This window comes from uncultured Alistipes sp., assembly GCF_963931675.1.
GTDB lineage: Bacteria > Bacteroidota > Bacteroidia > Bacteroidales > Rikenellaceae > Alistipes.
Map to the genome: position 1 here is coordinate 2,195,633 of NZ_OZ007039.1, position 17,573 is coordinate 2,213,205.

The following is a 17,573-nucleotide window of genomic DNA, read 5'->3' on the forward strand; positions in this document are numbered from 1 at the left end:
TTCCGCGGGCTATTTCCGGGGATTTCGGGGTTGGTTTGGCCGTTCCGGACAGGCATCAATTTCCCGCAAATATAGGAATAATAACCCGAAAAGCGAAAAAAGCGCGAAAATTCGGGCAATGAATGGATCTTAAGTGCGAAAAACGGCTGTTCCCGCACGACGGGGGATCCGGGCGCGGGCGCGTCCTTCTCCCTGCCGGACGCCTCTCCCACACACCGCCTTCTATTCCGGCGTATATCCGGTATCTTCGAGCCAGCGGGTCCGGTCGTTGGCGGCGGCGACGGCCAACTGGTCGCAACGGTTGTTCTCGACGGTGTCGGCGTGACCCTTGACCCAGACGAAGCGGACGTGGTGCCGGTTGTAGGAGCGGAGGAAGCGCATCCAGAGGTCGGGGTTCTTCTTTCCGGCGAATCCCTTGCGCACCCAGCCGAACACCCAGCCTTTCGAGACGGCATCGACGACGTATTTCGAGTCGGAGTAGATCACGACGTCGGAACCTTCGAAACGGAGTGCTTCGAGGGCGACGCAGACGGCCATGAGCTCCATGCGGTTGTTGGTCGTCAGGCGGAAACCTTGCGAGAGCTCCTTGCGGTGGGGGCCCGAGAGGAGCACGGCGCCGTAACCTCCGGGTCCGGGATTTCCGAGGGCCGAGCCGTCGGTATAAATGGTGATGGATGGCATTTTTCGGGTTTTCGGATTCCGGTTTGCGGCAGGCCCCCGCCACATAGGGCGGGGGTCGGTCGGATTTCGGGTGATGGGCGGGCGGGGATTGTCGGGCTGTCCCCGAGTTTCGGCCCCTCCCTTCACGCTCGGACGGGACTCTTCTCACGCTCGGACGGGACTCTTCTCATGTTCGGACAGGACACCTCTCACGCTCGGACAGGACCCCTCTCACGCTCGGACGGGACGGGCCTTTTTCTCTCTCCTCGGCCTCTTCCGGTCCCTCCCTGGCCCCCTCCCGGCCCCTTCCGTCGACTATTTCAGGGCCGCGAGCTGCTCCTTGAGTGCGGCGATCTTGGCTTCGGCATCGGCCTGCTTGGCGCGCTCGTTGGCGACGACCTTCTCGGGAGCTGACTGTACGAAGCGTTCGTTCGAGAGCTTCTTCATCACCGAAGCGAGGAATCCCTCGTAGTATTTCAGGTCGTCCGTCAGTTTCTTGATCTCGGCCTCGGCGTCGATCTTTCCGGCCAGCGGCACGAAATACTGGGTCGTCTTGACGAGGAAGGCCGCAGCGGCGGGATCCTTCTCCGTGACGGACTCGATCGAGGCGAGGTTGGCCATCTTCGTGATGACGGGGGCGAACTCCGCGGGATAGTTCTCATCGGCGATGACGTGGAGCGCGAGGGCCTCCTTCTGTGGAAGGTTCTTCTGGTTGCGGATGTTGCGCACCGAGGAGACGATCTCCTTGACGAGCTCGAAGCGGGCCAGCAGGGCGGCATCCTCGGCTGCGGGCTGCGGCATCTGCGCCACGCAGATCGATTCGCCGTCGCGGCGCGGGGCGAGGGCCTGCCAGATCTCCTCCGTGACGAAGGGCATGAAGGGGTGCAGCATGCGCATCAGGGCATCGAAATACCCCTTCGTGGCATCGAGCGTCGCGGCGTCGACCGGCTGGCCGAAAGCGGGCTTGACCATTTCGAGGTAGAGGCTGCTGAAGTCGTCCCAGAAGAGGCGGTAGACCTCCTTGAAAGCCTCGGAGATGCGGTAGGTCTTGAAGTCCTCGTCGATCTGGCGGAGCGAGCGGGCGAGAGCCTGCTCGAACCAGGCGACGGCCAGGCGGTTGTTCTCGCACTGCTGTGCGGCCGGGTCGACCGACCAGCCGTTGACCAGTCGGAAGGCATTCCAGATCTTGTTTCCGAAGTTGCGGCCCTGTTCGCAGAGGGCCTCGTCGAACATCACGTCGTTTCCGGCCGACGAGCTGATGAGCATCGCCATGCGGACGCCGTCGGCGCCGTACTGGGCGATCAGGTCGAGCGGGTCGGGGGAGTTGCCCAACTGCTTGGACATCTTGCGTCCGATCTTGTCGCGGACGATGCCCGTGAAGTAGACGCTGGCGAAGGGCTTGTCCTGGCGGTATTCATACCCGGCCATGATCATGCGGGCAACCCAGAAGAAGATGATGTCGGGGGCCGTAACCAGGTCGTTCGTGGGGTAGTAGTATTCGATCTCGGGGTTGCGGGGGTTGCGGATTCCGTCGAAGACGGAGATGGGCCACAACCACGACGAGAACCAGGTGTCGAGCACATCCTCGTCCTGGCGCAGGTCGGCGAGCTGCAGTGCCGGGTCGCCGGCCTTTGCGCGGGCCTTTTCGAGCGCCTCTTCGGGCGTCGGGGCGACGACGAAGCCGCCCTTGGGCAGATACCACGCCGGGATGCGCTGTCCCCACCACAGCTGGCGCGAGATGCACCAGTCCTTGATGTTCTCCATCCAGTAGCGGTAGGTGTTCTTGTACTTTTCGGGAACGAAGCGGATTGCATCCTCCATGACGGCCTTCGTGGCGGGTTCGGCGAGCTCCTTCATCGAGAGGAACCACTGCATCGAGAGTTTCGGCTCGATGGCGACGCCCGTGCGCTCCGAATAGCCCACGTTGTTGGTGTACTCCTCGGCCTTTTCGAGGAGCCCGGCGGCATCGAGGTCCTTCTCGATCTGGCGGCGGACGTCGAAACGGTCCTGTCCGACGTACAGGCCGACCTTGTCGTTGATCGTGCCGTCGTCGTTGAAGATGTCGATGGTCTCCAGGCCGTATTTTTCACCGAGCATGTAGTCGTTGACGTCGTGGGCCGGGGTGACCTTCAGGGCGCCGGTACCGAACCCGATGTCGACGTAGGTGTCGCGGATGACGGGGATCGAGCGGCCGACCAGGGGCACGATGACGCGGGCATCCTGCGGCAGGTCCTGATAGCGCGGGTCCTCGGGGTTGACACAGAGGGCCGTATCGCCGAGGATGGTCTCGGGACGTGTCGTGGCGACGATGATCGTGCGGTCTGCGCCCTCGACCCTGTAGCGCAGGTAGTAGAGTTTTCCGTGGGACTCCTTGAAGACGACCTCCTCGTCGGAGAGGGCGGTCTGTGCGGCGGGGTCCCAGTTGACCATGCGGACGCCGCGGTAGATCCTGCCCTTGTCGTAGAGGTCGCAGAAGACGCGCAGGACGCTTTCGGTGCGGGCCTCGTCCATGGTGAAGCAGGTGCGGTCCCAGTCGCACGAGGCGCCGAGTTTTCGCAGCTGCTGGAGGATGACGCCTCCGTACTTCTCCTTCCACTCCCAGGCGTATTTCAGGAATTCGTCACGCGAGAGCGACGACTTCTCGATTCCCTTTTCGCGGAGCATGGCGACGACCTTGGCCTCCGTGGCGATCGAAGCGTGGTCCATGCCGGGAACCCAGCAGGCGTTCTTCCCGGACATGCGGGCACGCCGCACGAGGACATCCTGCAGGGTGTTGTTGAGCATGTGTCCCATGTGGAGCATTCCGGTGACGTTGGGGGGCGGGATGACGATCGTATAGGGTTCGCGCTCATCGGGTTCCGAGTGGAATAGCTTGTGGCCGATCCAGTATTCGTACCATTTGGCTTCGATTTGCTGCGGAGCGTATTTGTCGGCGATTTGCATGGCTCGTATGAGATTTAACAGGTTTTTCGGAAGCGCAAAGTTATTAACATTCTGTCAAAGATGAAATAAATTCAGCGAAAAAACGTTACCTTTGCGGCATTATTATAGGATATTATGAGCAAAAAAAATAAGATCGAAATCGTTGAAGCGGACGACATGAACCTCGTTCCGGAGATTCTCGACGGCAAACACCGCGTGATCCCGATCGTGACGGGCGGTGACGAGCCGGTCGAGGAGGTTGAAGTTCCCGAAATCATCCCGATCCTGACCCTGCGGTCGTCGGTGCTCTTTCCGGGAGCCATCACGCCCATTACGGTGGGTCGAGACAAGAGTATTTCGCTGGTTCGGGCGGTGAATGCCGAGGGCGGGATGCTGGGCGCCGTGCTTCAGCGCGAGAGCGAGGTGGAGGACCCCTCGCCGGACGACATGTACAAGGTGGGCACGGCCGCGCGGATCATCAAGATCCTGGAGATGCCGAACGGCAACCTGACGGTGATCCTGAACGGCCTGGAGAAGATCGAAATCACGGAATATATCGCTACGGAACCCTATTTCAAGGCGCGTGTGGTGGCCTTGCGGGACTCGACGCCCGACGTGAAGAGCATCGAGTTCGAGGCGCTGGTCGACTCGATCCGTGACGTGGCGCTGAACATCATCAACGTCTCGCCGTCGATGCCCAAGGAGGCGGCCTTCGCCATCAAGAACATCGACTCGAAACGGGGGATCATCAACTTCATCTGCTCGAACATGGAGCTCACGGACGAGGACCGGCAGTCGCTGCTGGAGGCCCCCGGGCTGCTGGCGCGTGCACGCAAGCTGCTGGAGATCCTGATCCGCGAGCAGCAGCTGGCCGAACTGAAGAGCCAGATCCAGGAGCGCGTCAAGCAGGAGATCGACAAGCAGCAGCGTGACTACTACCTGCAGCAGCAGATGCGCACGATCCAGGACGAACTGGGCGATGGCGCGGATGCCGACATCGAGAAGCTGCGCGAGGATGCCAAGAAGAAGAACTGGCCGAAGGAGGTCGCCGAGACCTTCGAAAAGGAGGTGCAGAAGGTCGAGCGGCTGAATCCCGCGGTGGCGGAGTATTCGGTGCAGATGACCTACCTGCAGCTGCTGCTGGAGCTGCCGTGGAACGATGTCACGAAGGACAACCTCGACCTGAAGTGCGCCCGCGAGCAGCTGGATCACGACCATTTCGGGCTCGACGAGGTGAAGGAGCGTATCCTCGAACACCTGGCCGTGATCAAACTGAAGGGCGACCTGAAATCGCCGATTCTCTGCCTCTACGGCCCTCCGGGCGTGGGTAAGACGTCGCTGGGCAAGTCGGTGGCCACGGCCCTGGGCCGCAAGTTCGGGCGCATTTCGCTGGGCGGCCTGCACGACGAGTCGGAGATCCGCGGACACCGCCGCACCTACATCGGTGCGATGCCGGGCCGGATCATCCAGACGATCAAGCGCTGCGGGTCGTCGAATCCGGTGATCATCCTCGACGAGGTGGACAAGGTGACGGTCTCGAACCACGGGGACCCGTCGAGCGCCCTGCTCGAAGTGCTCGATCCGGAGCAGAACACGACCTTCCACGACAACTACATCGACATGGAGTACGACCTGTCGAAGGTGCTGTTTATCGCCACGGCGAACAACGTGGGGAATATCGCCCCGGCGCTGCGCGACCGTATGGAGATGATCAACATCCCGGGTTATCTCGTGGAGGAGAAGGTGCGCATTGCATTGGACCACCTGCTCCCGAAGCAGCGCGAGGCCCACGGAATCAAGCCGCAGGAGATGACCCTGACGCCGGAGGTGGTCGAGGAGATCATCTCGTGCTATACGCGCGAGGCGGGCGTCCGTTCGCTGGACAAGCACCTGGCGAAGATCGCCCGGGCGCGCGCCAAGCAGATCGCCTTCGACGAGGCGTTCGCCCCGGAGATCACGAAAAAGGACCTGGAAAAGATCCTCGGGATGCCGAAATTCCTGCGTGAGGAGTATGAGGTGGGCGGCATGACCGGCGTGGTGACGGGTCTGGCGTGGACCGAGGTAGGGGGCGACATTCTCTACATCGAATCGTGCCTGACGCCGGGCAAGGGGAAGATCAGCCTGACGGGCAACCTGGGTGACGTGATGAAGGAGTCGGCGACGATTGCGCATGAGTGGGTAATGGCCCACTATAAGGAGTTGGGCATCGATCCGAAACTGTTCGAAACGAACGACATCAACATCCACGTGCCGGAGGGTGCGATTCCGAAGGACGGCCCCTCGGCGGGCATTACGATGGTGACGTCGATCGTCTCGACCTACACGGGCCGCAAGGTGAAGGAGCGGATCGCCATGACGGGCGAGACGACGCTGCGGGGCCGGGTGATGCCGGTTGGCGGCGTGAAGGAGAAGATCCTGGCTGCGAAGCGTGCCGGCATTACGGAGCTGATCCTTTCGGAAGAGAACCGTAAGGACATTGCGGAGATCAAGGCGGAGTACGTGGAGGGTCTGACGTTCCACTACGTGCGGACGAACGACGAGGTGCTGCAACTGGCATTGGAATAGGCTATGAAATACATCGCAATCATTCCGGCGCGCTATGCGTCGACGCGCTTTCCGGCCAAACCGCTGGCCATGCTGGGCGGCAAACCCGTGATCCAGCGGGTCTATGAACAGGTCGCCGGGGTGCTGGACGATGCTGTGGTGGCTACGGATGACGAGCGGATCTACGAGGCCGTGCAGGCTTTCGGCGGGAAGGCCGAGATGACCTCGACGGCACACCGCAGCGGTACGGACCGATGCCGGGAGGCCTACGACAAACAGGGCCGGGAGTACGACGTGGTGGTCAACGTGCAGGGCGATGAACCCTTCATCCGGGCCGAACAGTTGGAGGCATTGAAACGCTGTTTCGAAAACCCCGCAACCGATATCGCCACGCTGGTGAAACCCTTTTCGGAGAGCGACGGGCTTGCCGCGCTGGAAAACCCCAACTCCCCGAAAGTGGTGCTCGACGGCGAGTCGCAGGCGCTCTACTTTTCGCGTTCGGTGATCCCTTACCTGCGGAACGTCCCGCGCGGGGAGTGGCTGACGAAACACACCTTCTACAAACACATCGGCATTTACGCATTCCGTTCGGAGGTGCTGCGCAAGGTTACCTCCCTGCCGCAATCGCCGCTCGAAGCGGCCGAATCGCTCGAACAGCTGCGGTGGCTGGAGAACGGCTTCCGGATCGGCGTGGGCATTACGGATGCCGAGACCGTGGGGATCGACACCCCGGAGGACCTGACGCGTGCCGAAGCGTTCCTGAAACAACATCCCGAATTCAACCGCTAAAGTTATGAAATTCATTGCCGGACCCTGTGTCATTGAATCGGCCGAACTGTTGGATACGGTGGCCGAACGCCTGGCGGCGATCAACCGCCGCCTCGGCACGGAGATCATCTTCAAGGCCTCGTTCGACAAGGCCAACCGGACGTCGATCGCGTCGTTCCGCGGCCCGGGTCTCGACCGGGGCCTGCAGATGCTGGCGGACGTGCGGGCGAAATGGGGCCTGAAGCTCCTGACGGACATCCACGAGTCGTGGCAGGCCGCACCGGTGGGTGAAGTGGTCGACGTGATCCAGATTCCGGCGTTCCTGTGCCGTCAGACCGACCTGGTGGTGGCTGCGGCGAAGACGGGCCGGACGGTGAACATCAAGAAGGCGCAGTTCCTTTCGGGAGTCGACATGCAATACCCCTACGAAAAGGCTTGCGAGGCGGGCGCCCGGGAGGTATGGCTCACCGAACGCGGCAATTCGTTCGGCTATAACAATCTGGTGGTCGACTTCCGCAACATCCCCGACATGCTGAAGATCGCCCCGACGGTCATCATGGACTGCACACACTCGGTGCAGCGCCCCGGTGCGGCGGGCGGCAAGACGGGCGGCAACCGCGAATTCGTTCCGGCGATGGCCCGTGCCGCCCAGGCATTCGGGGCCAACGGCTTCTTCTTCGAGGTTCACCCCGATCCGGACCGGGGTCTGAGCGACGCCGCGAACATGCTGCGGCTGAATGATCTGGAACCCTTGATCGAATCTTTACTTCAGGTACAATGACCGATATTTCGAAATCCCGGATTTTGTCGGTAGCACGCAAGGCGTTGCATACCGAGATGCTGTCGCTGCAGCATCTGGAGGAGTCGCTGGACGATTCGTTTGCCCGGGCCGTGGAGCTGATCCTGGCGAGCCACGGCAAGTGCATCGTGACGGGCATGGGCAAATCGGGCCTCGTGGGGCGCAAGATCGCCGCGACGCTCGCATCGACCGGTACGCCGAGTTTCTTCCTTCACCCGGGGGAGGCCTTCCACGGCGATCTGGGCATGATCTCGAAGGAGGATATTATTCTGGCGCTTTCCTATTCGGGCGAGACGGACGAGATCCTGAAGATCGTGCCGTTCATCCACACGAACGGCAATCGGCTGATCTCCATGACGGGCAATCCCGAATCGGCGCTGGCCAAGAACTCCGACGTGCATCTGAACGTGCGGGTCGAGGAGGAGGCCTGCATCCTGCATCTCGCTCCCACGTCGTCCACAACGGCGCAGATCGCCATGGGCGACGCCCTGGCCGTTTCGCTGATGGAGCTGCGGGGCTTCACGAGCGTCGATTTCGCGCGTCTGCATCCGGGCGGCAGCCTCGGGCGGCGCCTGCTGATGACCGTGGGCAATGTCATGCGGGACCATGACCTGCCGGTCGTTGCGCCGGATTGTCCGGCCACGGAGATGATCCACGCCATTTCGAAGGGCGGCCTGGGTTTGATCGTGATCTGCGAGGGCGACCGTATCGAGGGCATTGTGACCGACGGCGACGTGCGCCGGGCCATGGAGCGCCTGCGCGGTGAGTTCTTCAACATCAAGGCCGCCGATATTGCCACGCCGCACCCGAAGACGATCGCGCCGACCGAGAAGCTGATCGAGGCGGAGAAGATGATGACGCGCAACAAGGTGACCTCGCTGTTGGTGACCGACGATGCGGGCAAGCTCGTCGGTGTGATCCAGATCTATGACATCAAACTCTGAGCCTTCCGGCTTCGGACAGATACCCAAAAAGAGGAACCCGGTCATCGGGTTCCTCTTTTTTACATGCGGGGACGGATGGGTTATTCGCCCTCTTCGAGTTGGAAAACGGCCTCGACGGGTTTTTCGAACTGCCGGGCGATCTTCAGCGCCAGGACGGTCGAAGGTACGAATTTCCCCGCCTCGATGGCATTGATCGTCTGGCGGCTGACGCCCACGGCTTCGGCCAACTGTTGTTGGGTCATGCGCCGCTCGGCGCGTTCGACCCGGATCCTATTCTTCATGTGCGGCCTCCTTTCCGAGTCTCCACAGCATGACCCGTTCGATGACAAGGAAGAGCACGGGCAGCAGGCAGAGGTTGAAAATCAGGAAGTAGAGATAGGCGAAGTCGTAGAGGAAGAGCGCCGCAATGACGGCAATGCCGATGGTGGCGTAGAGTGCGGCCAACAGGGCATTGAGACGGATGCGGGTGATGAGTTCGTCCTCGATCCGCTCGCGTGAGCAGGTGATGAGGAGCGTCCCGAGGAGCACTCCGATCAGGACGACGTTGTTGGAGACGCGCGAGAGGGTCTCGCTTCCGGCAGCGGAGTCGGGCAGCAGGAAGGTGGGGAATCCGTTGAATCCGTCGATGGCCATCAGCAGGCCGAGCAACGCCGTCGGGATGAAAAGCACCCATCCGATTCGCTTGAACGGATAGGGGAGTAACAGGATTTTGTTCATGACTGGTTGTTTTTTGTCGGTTTGTGCAGACTGCCGGAGGTGCGCACTTCTCCCGTCTACGCTGCAAATGTAAAATAAACTTTACATATTTCCAAGTAAACGCGACATAAAATAGATTGTAATTGAAAATTGAAAATGTGAAATTGGGAGATAACAGCGATCTGGAGGCTTCTCCGGGCGGAGTCGATTGGACCGGGTTTTGAATACGCGGCCAGCGGTGTCCCTTCACCCGTCCGGGAAAGGTTTACCTGTCGGCTCCTTCCTCCAAGTCCCCTCCGCGGAGGGGATTTAGGGGAGGGTAGATTTGAATACGCGGCCAGCGGCCGCGGGGCTTCGGCCAGCCGCGTCCCTTCACCCGTCCGGGAAAGGTTTACCTGTCGGCTCCTTCCTCCAAGTCCCCTCCGCGGAGGGGATTTAGGGGAGGGTAGATTTGAATACGCGGCCAGCGGCCGCGGGGCTTCGGCCAGCCGTGTCCCTTCACCCGTCCGGGAAACGTTTACCTGTCGGCTCCTTCCTCCAAGTCCCCTCCGCGGAGGGGATTTAGGGGAGGGTAGATTTGAATACGCGGCCAGCGGCCGCGGGGCTTCGGCCAGCCGCGTCCCTTCACCCGTCCGGAAAAGGTTTACCTGTCGGCTCCTTCCTACTGCTGGATCTTGACCAGCTGTTCCCGGTAGGCGTTCAGAATCCGCGACTTGGAGATGAATCCCCGGTAGTGGTTCTGCTTGTCGACCACCGGCAGCATCCAGGTGTGCTTGTCCTCGAACTTCTCCATCACGCTTTGGATCGATTCGTGTTCGAGGATCTTGTCCGGCGGGGGAATCATGTAGTCGGAAATCGGATGTCCGTACTTCTCGTGCTTGAACATGTCCTCGCGCAGGTCGTCCAGCTGCACGACGCCGAGCAGACGTCCGAAATTGTCGATCACGGGGAAGATGTTGCGGCGGGCCGTGGAGATGATGTGGACGATGTCGCCGAGGGTCATGTTCTCCTTGATGCGCAGGAAGTCGGTCTCCATCAGTTCGTCGAGTTTCAGGAAGACGAAGACCGACTGATCCTTGTCGTGGGTCAGCAGTTCGCCCTTCTGGCGCAGCTGCTTGGTGTAGATCGAGTCGGGATCGAGGTAGTAGTTCACGGCGAAGGAGATGCAGGCGGTTGTCATCAGGGGGATGAAGAGCCCGTAGCCGTTGGAGAGTTCGGCGATGAGGAAGATCGAGGTCAGCGGGGCGTTCATCACGCCGGCCATCACGCCGGCCATGCCGACGAGTGTAAAGGATACGATCGAGATGTTCCAGTGGAACAGGATGTTGCAGACGAGGGCCAGGGATGCCCCGGTGAAGGCTCCGACGAACAGCGACGGCGCGAAGGTTCCGCCGACGCCCCCCGCGGCATTGGTCGAAGCCATGGCGATGACCTTGAAGAACATCGTGGCGATGACGAAGAGGATGACGACCCAGTCGATGTTGCGGAAGCGGTAGAAGAGCGAGTTGTTGAAGAGCTCCTGGGCATTGCCGTGCATCAGGGAGGTGAAACCCTCGTATCCTTCGCCGTAGAGGGGCGGGAAGATGAAGATCAGGATGCCGAGGATGGCTCCGCCCCAGATCCATTTCTTGTATTGCCGGTCGATTTTCTTGAAGAATCCGCCGATGCGGGAGTTCATCGATGTAAAGTACCAGGCCATGAGTCCGCACAGCACGCCGAGGAGGATGAACAGCGGGATCTGCCACAGTTCGAAGGCATCCTCGGGGGCGAGCGTCACGGCCAGAATGGGGTCGAAGCCGCGGAGCATGAAGGCCATGGTGGTGGCGGTGATCGATGCGATGAGCAGGGGGATGACCGACGCGGCGGTGATGTCGAGCATGAGGATCTCCAGGACGAAGACCACACCGGTGATCGGGGCCTTGAAGATGGCCGCGAGGGCGGCACCCGCTCCGCAGCAGAGCAGCAGCGTGGTGTGCTTGTAGTTGAGGCGTGCGAGGCGTCCGATGTTCGATCCGATGGCGGCGCCGGTGAGGACGATCGGGGCCTCGGGTCCCACCGAACCTCCGAATCCGATGGTCGTGGCGCCTCCGACGACCGACGTCCAGCAGTTGTGCGCGGCGATGCGGGAGTTGCGGCGCGACATGGCGTAGAGGACACGGGTGACGCCCTCGGAGATGTTGTCGCGGACGATGTACCGGACGAAGAGCGTGGCCAGGATGATACCCACGGCGGGGTAGATCAGGAAGAGGAAGTGTGCGCTGTCGACGGGGAACCAGTTTGTCAGTCCGGTTTTGATCGCATAGAGCAGGATCTCGAAGAGGTAGGTCCCCAGTCCGGCGAGCACACCGACCACCACCGCCAGCAACATCATCATCTGGCGGTTCGAGAGCCTGCGGGTCAGCCGCAGGAAGGCGGCGTAGATGCGGTCGGCGCGGATTTCCATGGGACGGCGCGGCGGGTGGATCAGCGTTCGGAGCCGACGGTGTACTGCCGGGCCTGTGCGGCGATGAGCTCCCCGTCGTCGAAGTAGTCGATCTTCATGGCGTGGCGTACGTCCGCGAGGGTCTCGGCAGCTGCGGCGCGGGCCGTTTCGGAACCCCGGCGGAGGATGTCGTAGACCTCGCCGATGCGGGCCTCGTAGTAGTGGCGGCGTTCGCGGATCGGATCGAGGGTCTCGTTGAGGATGGCGATGAGCAGACGCTTGACCTTCACGTCGCCGAGGCCTCCGCGGCGGTAGTGGGCCTTCAGTTCGTCGAGCGAGGCGTAGTCGGGGAGGTACTTGGCGAAGTGTTCCGGGCGGCTGAAGGCGTCGAGGTAGGTAAAGACCGTGTTGCCTTCGACCTTGCCGGGATCTTCGACGCGCAGGTGGTCCGGATCGGTGTACATGCCCATGACCTTCTTCTTGACCTCGTCGGCCGTGTCGGAGAGGTAGATGCAGTTCCCGAGCGATTTGGACATCTTGGCCTTGCCGTCGGTGCCGGGCAGGCGCAGGCAGGCGGCGTTGTCGGGCAGGAGGATTTCGGGCATGGTGAGCGTTTCGCCGTAGACCGTGTTGAACTTATGCACGATTTCGCGGGTCTGCTCGATCATCGGCTCCTGGTCCTCACCCACGGGGACGGTTGTGGCCCGGAAGGCGGTGATGTCCGACGCCTGGCTGATGGGGTAGGTGAAGAATCCGACGGGGATTCCCTGACGCTGGGTGGTGTCGCCCTCAACGGCCCCCTCGGCGAATCCGCGCATCTGGATCTCGGCCTTGACGGTGGGGTTGCGCTGCAGGCGCTGCACCGTGACGAGGTTCATGTAGTAGAAGGCCAGCTCGCACAGTTCGGGAACCTGCGACTGGATGAAAAGGGTCGATTTTGCGGGGTCGAGACCGACGGATAGGTAGTCCAGGGCCACCTCGATGATGTTCTGGCGCACCTTTTCGGGGTTGTCGGCGTTGTCGGTGAGGGCCTGTGCGTCGGCGATCATGATGAAGATCCGGTCGAATTCTCCGGAGTTCTGGAGTTCCACGCGGCGCCGGAGCGAGCCGACGAAGTGTCCGAGGTGCAGCCGGCCCGTGGGGCGGTCGCCGGTGAGTATGATTTTAGCCATATTCAGAATATTGTACATTTTAACGGCAAACATACGAAAAAGCGGGCGGGCGACCTAAAAAAGTTGTGGGATATAGATTAATTTTATATCTTTGTTCAAGGAAATAAACGTCTGTTATGACCATCATTCAACTCGAATACCTGTTGGCGGTAGCCAACTGCGGCAGTTTTTCGCAGGCTGCCGAGCACTGTTTCGTGACGCAGCCGTCGCTGAGTATGCAGATCAAGTCGCTGGAGGAGGAGTTGGGCGTAGTGCTGCTGGACCGTTCGAAGAAACCGGTAATCCCGACGGAGGCGGGCGCTGCGGTGCTGGAGCAGGCGCGTGAGACGCTCAAGGCCTACAACTACATCCGGGAGGTGGTTGCCGAATTGAAGGGCGAGACGGCCGGGAAACTGCGTCTGGGTGTGATCCCGACGATTGCGCCCTACCTGCTCCACAAGTTCATTCCGACCTTTGTGCGGGAGTACCCGAAGGTGGAGCTGGAGATCTCGGAGATGATCACTTCGGAGATCGTCGAGGCGCTGAAGCGCGACCGGATCGACGCGGCGCTGGTGGCGAGCGGCACGTGCGGGGAGGGGATCTTCGAGCAGGAACTTTTCAACGACCGTTTTTATGCGTATGTATCCCCGGAAAACCCGCTCTACGAACGGCAGAACATCCGCATCGAGGATATCGACCTGAAGGACCTGGTGATCCTGAGTCCGGGCAACTGTATGCGGGACCAGATCATCGAGCTGTGCCAGGCGCGTCGTTCGATGCCGACGCACTATTCGTTCGAATCGGGTTCGCTGGACACGCTGATGCGGATCGTGGACTGCACGTCGTGCCTGACGATCATTCCGGAGATGTCGATCGAGTATATTCCGGCGGACCACCGCGACCGGCTGAAGACGCTGGCCAAGGGTGCGATGTCGCGCAAGATCGCCGTGGCGGTGCGTCGCACGTATGTCAAGAACTCGATTATCCGGGTCCTGACGGAGACGATCCTCTCGTGCGTGGAGCAGTCGCGTTCGTGAACCCGGATGCGAAGGATGTCCGATGCTCCGGAAAAGTTGAAAATCCCCGATACGTCAGGTCGTATCGGGGATTTTTCGAAAAGCCGGAGCCGATTGTACCCGGTTTTTTGTCTGTGGTTTGTGACGGAAGCTCGCAATCGGTTTTTCTTCTGCCGCTTGCCGACGGTTTGGATGGATGCAATGTGTTTTTTTGCCGGTAATTTTCAAATATCATTCTCTTTTCGTACCTTTGCAAGGTTATAGACACCTACATGGAAATTTATGGACAAACTGATCGAAACGATCGTCAGCGCGATTGAAGATAAAAAAGGGAAAAATATCGTATCGTTGGACCTCTCGGGCTTCGACGGGGCCATCTGTTCTCATTTCGTGGTCTGCAACGCGGATTCCACGACGCAGGTGGCGGCCATAGCCGACGGCATCGAGGAGAAGGTGCTCGAAACGCTGGGCGAAAAGGTCTGGCGCATCGAGGGGCAGCAGAATGCCCTGTGGATCGCCATGGACTATGTAGACGTTGTGGTTCACATCTTCCAGACGGAGCTGCGCAGCTTCTACCGGCTTGAGGAGCTGTGGGCCGATGCCCCGATGGTGAAATACGAATACGAAGCGTAAAAACTTATGGCACAGAATCTGAACAAACGTAGCAATAATCCGAAAATGAACATGCCCCGGTTCTCGCTGTTGTGGGTCTACGGGGTGATTGCGGCGCTGATCGTGGGCTACTACCTGTTCAACCCGTCGGGCGAGCAGCCCGTCGAGAGTAACTGGACGACGGTCGAGCCGATGGTCGAGGCCGGGGATGTGGAGAAGATCCTGGTGGTGAACAAGGACCAGGCCCAGGTTTTTCTGAAACGGGAATCCGTTGCGAAATACCGCAGCGATTCGCTCGATAAGCGCTTCCGGCGGCTGCCGGAGAGCGGTCCGCAGCTGATCTTTACGATCGGTTCGGTGGATTCGTTCCGCGAGGACCTGAATGCAGCCGAATCCCGCTCGGGGGCGAGTGTCCCGGTGGAGTACGACAACCGGGACGACGGCTGGACCTCGCTGCTGGTGAATCTGCTGCCGTGGGTGCTGATCATCGGGGTGTGGATCTTCATCATGCGTTCGATGGCCCGCGGGGCGGGTGCCGGGGGCGGAGGCGGCATCATGAATGTCGGCAAGGCCAAGGCGCAGGTCTTCGACAAGGACAACTCCAAGCGGGTGACGTTCAAGGATGTGGCCGGCCTGGAGGAGGCCAAGGTCGAGATCATGGAGATCGTCGACTTCCTGAAGAAGGCCGACAAATACAAGGAACTGGGCGCCAAAATCCCGAAAGGGGCGCTGCTCGTGGGCCCTCCGGGCACGGGTAAGACGCTGCTGGCGAAGGCCGTGGCGGGCGAGGCGAATGTTCCGTTTCTCTCGATTTCGGGTTCGGATTTTGTGGAGATGTTCGTGGGCGTGGGGGCGTCGCGCGTGCGCGACCTCTTCGAGCAGGCCAAGCAGAAAGCCCCGTGCATCGTCTTCATCGACGAGATCGACGCCATCGGCCGGGCGCGCGGCAAGAATGCCGGCTTCTCGGGCAACGACGAGCGTGAAAATACGCTGAACCAGCTGCTCACGGAGATGGACGGTTTCCAGACCAATACGGGCGTGATCGTGCTGGCGGCAACCAACCGCGCCGACATCCTGGACAAGGCGCTGATGCGGGCCGGGCGTTTCGACCGCCAGATCGAGGTAGGGCTTCCCGACGTGAAGGAGCGCGAGGAGATCTTCGAGGTGCACCTGCGCCCGTTGAAACTCGACCCGGCGCTGGACCGTTCGTTCCTGGCGCGCCAGACCCCGGGCTTCTCGGGCGCCGACATCGCCAACGTTTGCAACGAGGCGGCCCTGATCGCGGCCCGCCACAACAAGAAATACATCTCCAAGGAGGACTTCCTGGCGGCCATCGACCGGATCATCGGCGGCCTGGAGCGCAAGAACAAGATCATTACCGACGAGGAGAAGCGCGTGATCGCCTATCACGAGGCGGGCCATGCCACGGTAAGCTGGATTCTCGAAAATGCCAGTCCGCTGATCAAGGTGACGATCATCCCGCGCGGGAAGGCGCTGGGTGCCGCGTGGTACCTGCCCGAGGAGCGTCAGATCACCACGCGCGAGCAGCTGATGGACGAACTGGCGGCGACGCTGGGCGGGCGCGTGTCGGAGCAGCTGACCTTCGGGGAGGTGTCGACCGGGGCGTTGAACGACCTGGAGCGCGTCACCAAACAGGCTTACGCCATGGTGGCCTACTACGGCATGAGCGAAGAGGTCGGGACGCTGTCGTATTACGACTCGACGGGCCAGAGCGACATGTCCTTTACGAAGCCCTACTCCGAGAAGACGGCGCAGCAGATCGACGCCGAAGCCCGGGCGGTGATCGACCGGGCCTACGGGATGGCCGAAAAGGTGCTGAAGGAGCACCGCGACGGCCTAAAGGAGTTGGCGGAACTGCTTCTGCAGCGCGAGGTGGTCTTTACGGAGGATGTGGAGCGGATTTTCGGCAAGCGCAAGAAGGATATCGAGCACGAGCGGCGTGAGGCTGCGGCGAAAGCCGGGGCGGAAGGCGCCTCGTCGGAGGCTTCGGCGCCGTCCGCCGATGAAAAGCGCTCCGGAACGCAGAATGCTGCCGTCTCGGCCGCGGGGACCCCGGAGCAGCCGGGCGTGAAGAACCCGTCAGGCCCGGAATCCGTCTCATCGAGCGATTCGAAACAGAAGGCGTGAAACTTGTTAGACCTTTGAAAACCGATGAGTGAAAAGATGAAGAACCTGGGGGTCCGCACGTTGAGCGGTGCGGTGCTCGCGGTGGTGGTTCTGGGTGCCATCCTCTGGTCTCAGTGGAGTTTCGGACTCCTGCTGGGGGTACTGCTGGTCTGCGGCATGATGGAGTTTTACTCCCTGGCCGGAAAACGGGGCCGCCGCCCGCAGCGGTTTGTCGGACTTGTGGCGGGTCTTGTGCTCTTTGCCCTGAATTTCGCCTTCGTCAGCGACGACATCCAGATCCTGGGTTCCGCCAACCGGGCCTTCGGCTGCGGAATGGCCTTTCTGCTGCTGCTGTTGCCCGTGATGTTCATCTGCGAACTCTACCGACGGGGCGAGGATCCCGCGGGCAATATCGCCACGACCCTGCTGGGTCTGGTTTACGTGGCGATGCCGCTGTCGCTGATGTGCTACTTCCCGATCATTGCCAGCGAGACCTGGAGCCCCTGGGTGATGCTCTTCTACATCTTCATCATCTGGGCGAACGACGTCTTCGCCTACCTGGTGGGGATGTCGGTCGGCCGCCACCGCCTTTGCGAACGCCTTTCGCCCAAGAAGTCGTGGGAAGGCTTCTTCGGCGGGGTCATCGGGGCCGTGGCGATGGGACTGCTCGCCGCCCGGGTGCTGGAGGACAGCTATGCGGCGTGGGCCGGTCTGGCCCTCGTGGCTTCGGTCACGGGGGTGCTGGGCGACCTGGTGGAGTCGATGTTCAAGCGGGCCGCGGGTGTCAAGGATTCGGGTACGCTGATTCCGGGGCACGGAGGTGTCCTGGACCGTTTCGACGCCATGCTGCTATCGGCGCCCTTCGTCTTCGTCTATATGCTTTTCGTCATGTAACCGCAAACCTTACCTATT

Annotated in this window: 14 protein-coding genes; 8 read left to right on the top strand and 6 right to left on the bottom strand. The window is 61.1% G+C overall.

What is annotated here, in order from left to right:
• Positions 1-222 precede the first annotated feature (222 nt).
• Together rnhA and ABGT65_RS09305 are read right to left on the bottom strand one after the other, a co-directional pair.
• Complete coding sequence (gene rnhA, locus ABGT65_RS09300) at positions 223-681, bottom strand: ribonuclease HI (RefSeq protein WP_346701592.1); 459 nt, start codon at positions 679-681, stop codon at positions 223-225.
• A gap of 294 nt (positions 682-975) precedes the next feature.
• A complete protein-coding gene (locus tag ABGT65_RS09305; RefSeq protein ID WP_346701594.1) occupies positions 976-3,603 on the bottom strand; it encodes a valine--tRNA ligase in 2,628 nt (875 codons plus the stop codon).
• A 114-nt stretch (positions 3,604-3,717) separates the two neighbouring features.
• Here ABGT65_RS09305 and lon point away from each other — a divergent pair, with 114 nt between their 5' ends.
• The 4 genes from lon to ABGT65_RS09325 are packed head-to-tail and all read left to right on the top strand — an operon-like array spanning position 3,718 to position 8,637.
• Positions 3,718-6,147 carry an endopeptidase La gene (gene lon, locus ABGT65_RS09310; RefSeq protein WP_346701596.1) on the top strand — a complete coding sequence of 810 codons (2,430 nt, stop codon included), beginning with the start codon at positions 3,718-3,720 and terminating at the stop codon, positions 6,145-6,147.
• Between the two features lie 3 nt (positions 6,148-6,150).
• Positions 6,151-6,915: a 3-deoxy-manno-octulosonate cytidylyltransferase gene (gene kdsB / locus ABGT65_RS09315; RefSeq protein WP_346701598.1), complete on the top strand. Its 765-nt coding sequence runs from the start codon at positions 6,151-6,153 to the stop codon at positions 6,913-6,915.
• A 4-nt stretch (positions 6,916-6,919) separates the two neighbouring features.
• Positions 6,920-7,675, top strand: coding sequence for a 3-deoxy-8-phosphooctulonate synthase (gene kdsA / locus ABGT65_RS09320; protein WP_346701599.1), 756 nt, complete (start codon positions 6,920-6,922; stop codon positions 7,673-7,675).
• On the top strand, positions 7,672-8,637 hold the full coding sequence (locus tag ABGT65_RS09325; protein ID WP_346701601.1) for a KpsF/GutQ family sugar-phosphate isomerase: 966 nt from the start codon (positions 7,672-7,674) through the stop codon (positions 8,635-8,637). Before kdsA ends, ABGT65_RS09325 begins: the two co-directional genes overlap by 4 nt.
• A gap of 80 nt (positions 8,638-8,717) precedes the next feature.
• Here the strand turns inward: ABGT65_RS09325 and ABGT65_RS09330 are convergent, their stop codons facing one another.
• The 4 genes from ABGT65_RS09330 to trpS all read right to left on the bottom strand — a co-directional run bounded on the left by ABGT65_RS09330 (position 8,718) and on the right by trpS (position 12,927).
• A complete protein-coding gene (locus ABGT65_RS09330; protein WP_346701603.1) occupies positions 8,718-8,918 on the bottom strand; it encodes a helix-turn-helix transcriptional regulator in 201 nt (66 codons plus the stop codon).
• Complete coding sequence (locus ABGT65_RS09335) at positions 8,908-9,354, bottom strand: hypothetical protein (protein WP_346701605.1); 447 nt, start codon at positions 9,352-9,354, stop codon at positions 8,908-8,910. The genes ABGT65_RS09330 and ABGT65_RS09335 overlap by 11 nt, the downstream gene beginning before the upstream one ends.
• Before the next feature lie 640 nt (positions 9,355-9,994).
• Positions 9,995-11,776 carry a chloride channel protein gene (locus tag ABGT65_RS09340; protein WP_346701606.1) on the bottom strand — a complete coding sequence of 594 codons (1,782 nt, stop codon included), beginning with the start codon at positions 11,774-11,776 and terminating at the stop codon, positions 9,995-9,997.
• Between the two features lie 20 nt (positions 11,777-11,796).
• On the bottom strand, positions 11,797-12,927 hold the full coding sequence (trpS, locus tag ABGT65_RS09345) for a tryptophan--tRNA ligase (RefSeq protein WP_346701607.1): 1,131 nt from the start codon (positions 12,925-12,927) through the stop codon (positions 11,797-11,799).
• A 116-nt stretch (positions 12,928-13,043) separates the two neighbouring features.
• Between trpS and ABGT65_RS09350 the strand changes: the two genes are divergently transcribed.
• The 4 genes from ABGT65_RS09350 to ABGT65_RS09365 all read left to right on the top strand — a co-directional run bounded on the left by ABGT65_RS09350 (position 13,044) and on the right by ABGT65_RS09365 (position 17,555).
• Entirely contained in the window at positions 13,044-13,943 is a 900-nt protein-coding gene (locus tag ABGT65_RS09350) for a hydrogen peroxide-inducible genes activator (protein ID WP_346701608.1), read from the top strand.
• Between the two features lie 261 nt (positions 13,944-14,204).
• The gene (gene rsfS, locus ABGT65_RS09355) at positions 14,205-14,555 is read left to right on the top strand and encodes a ribosome silencing factor (RefSeq protein ID WP_346701609.1); all 351 of its coding nucleotides are present in this window, start codon (positions 14,205-14,207) and stop codon (positions 14,553-14,555) included.
• A 6-nt stretch (positions 14,556-14,561) separates the two neighbouring features.
• Positions 14,562-16,682 (top strand): ATP-dependent zinc metalloprotease FtsH, encoded by a 2,121-nt coding sequence (gene ftsH / locus ABGT65_RS09360; protein ID WP_346701610.1) that lies wholly within the window; start codon positions 14,562-14,564, stop codon positions 16,680-16,682.
• Positions 16,683-16,706: 24 nt separating this feature from the next.
• Positions 16,707-17,555, top strand: coding sequence for a phosphatidate cytidylyltransferase (locus ABGT65_RS09365; protein WP_346701612.1), 849 nt, complete (start codon positions 16,707-16,709; stop codon positions 17,553-17,555).
• The last annotated feature ends 18 nt before the right edge of the window (positions 17,556-17,573 follow it).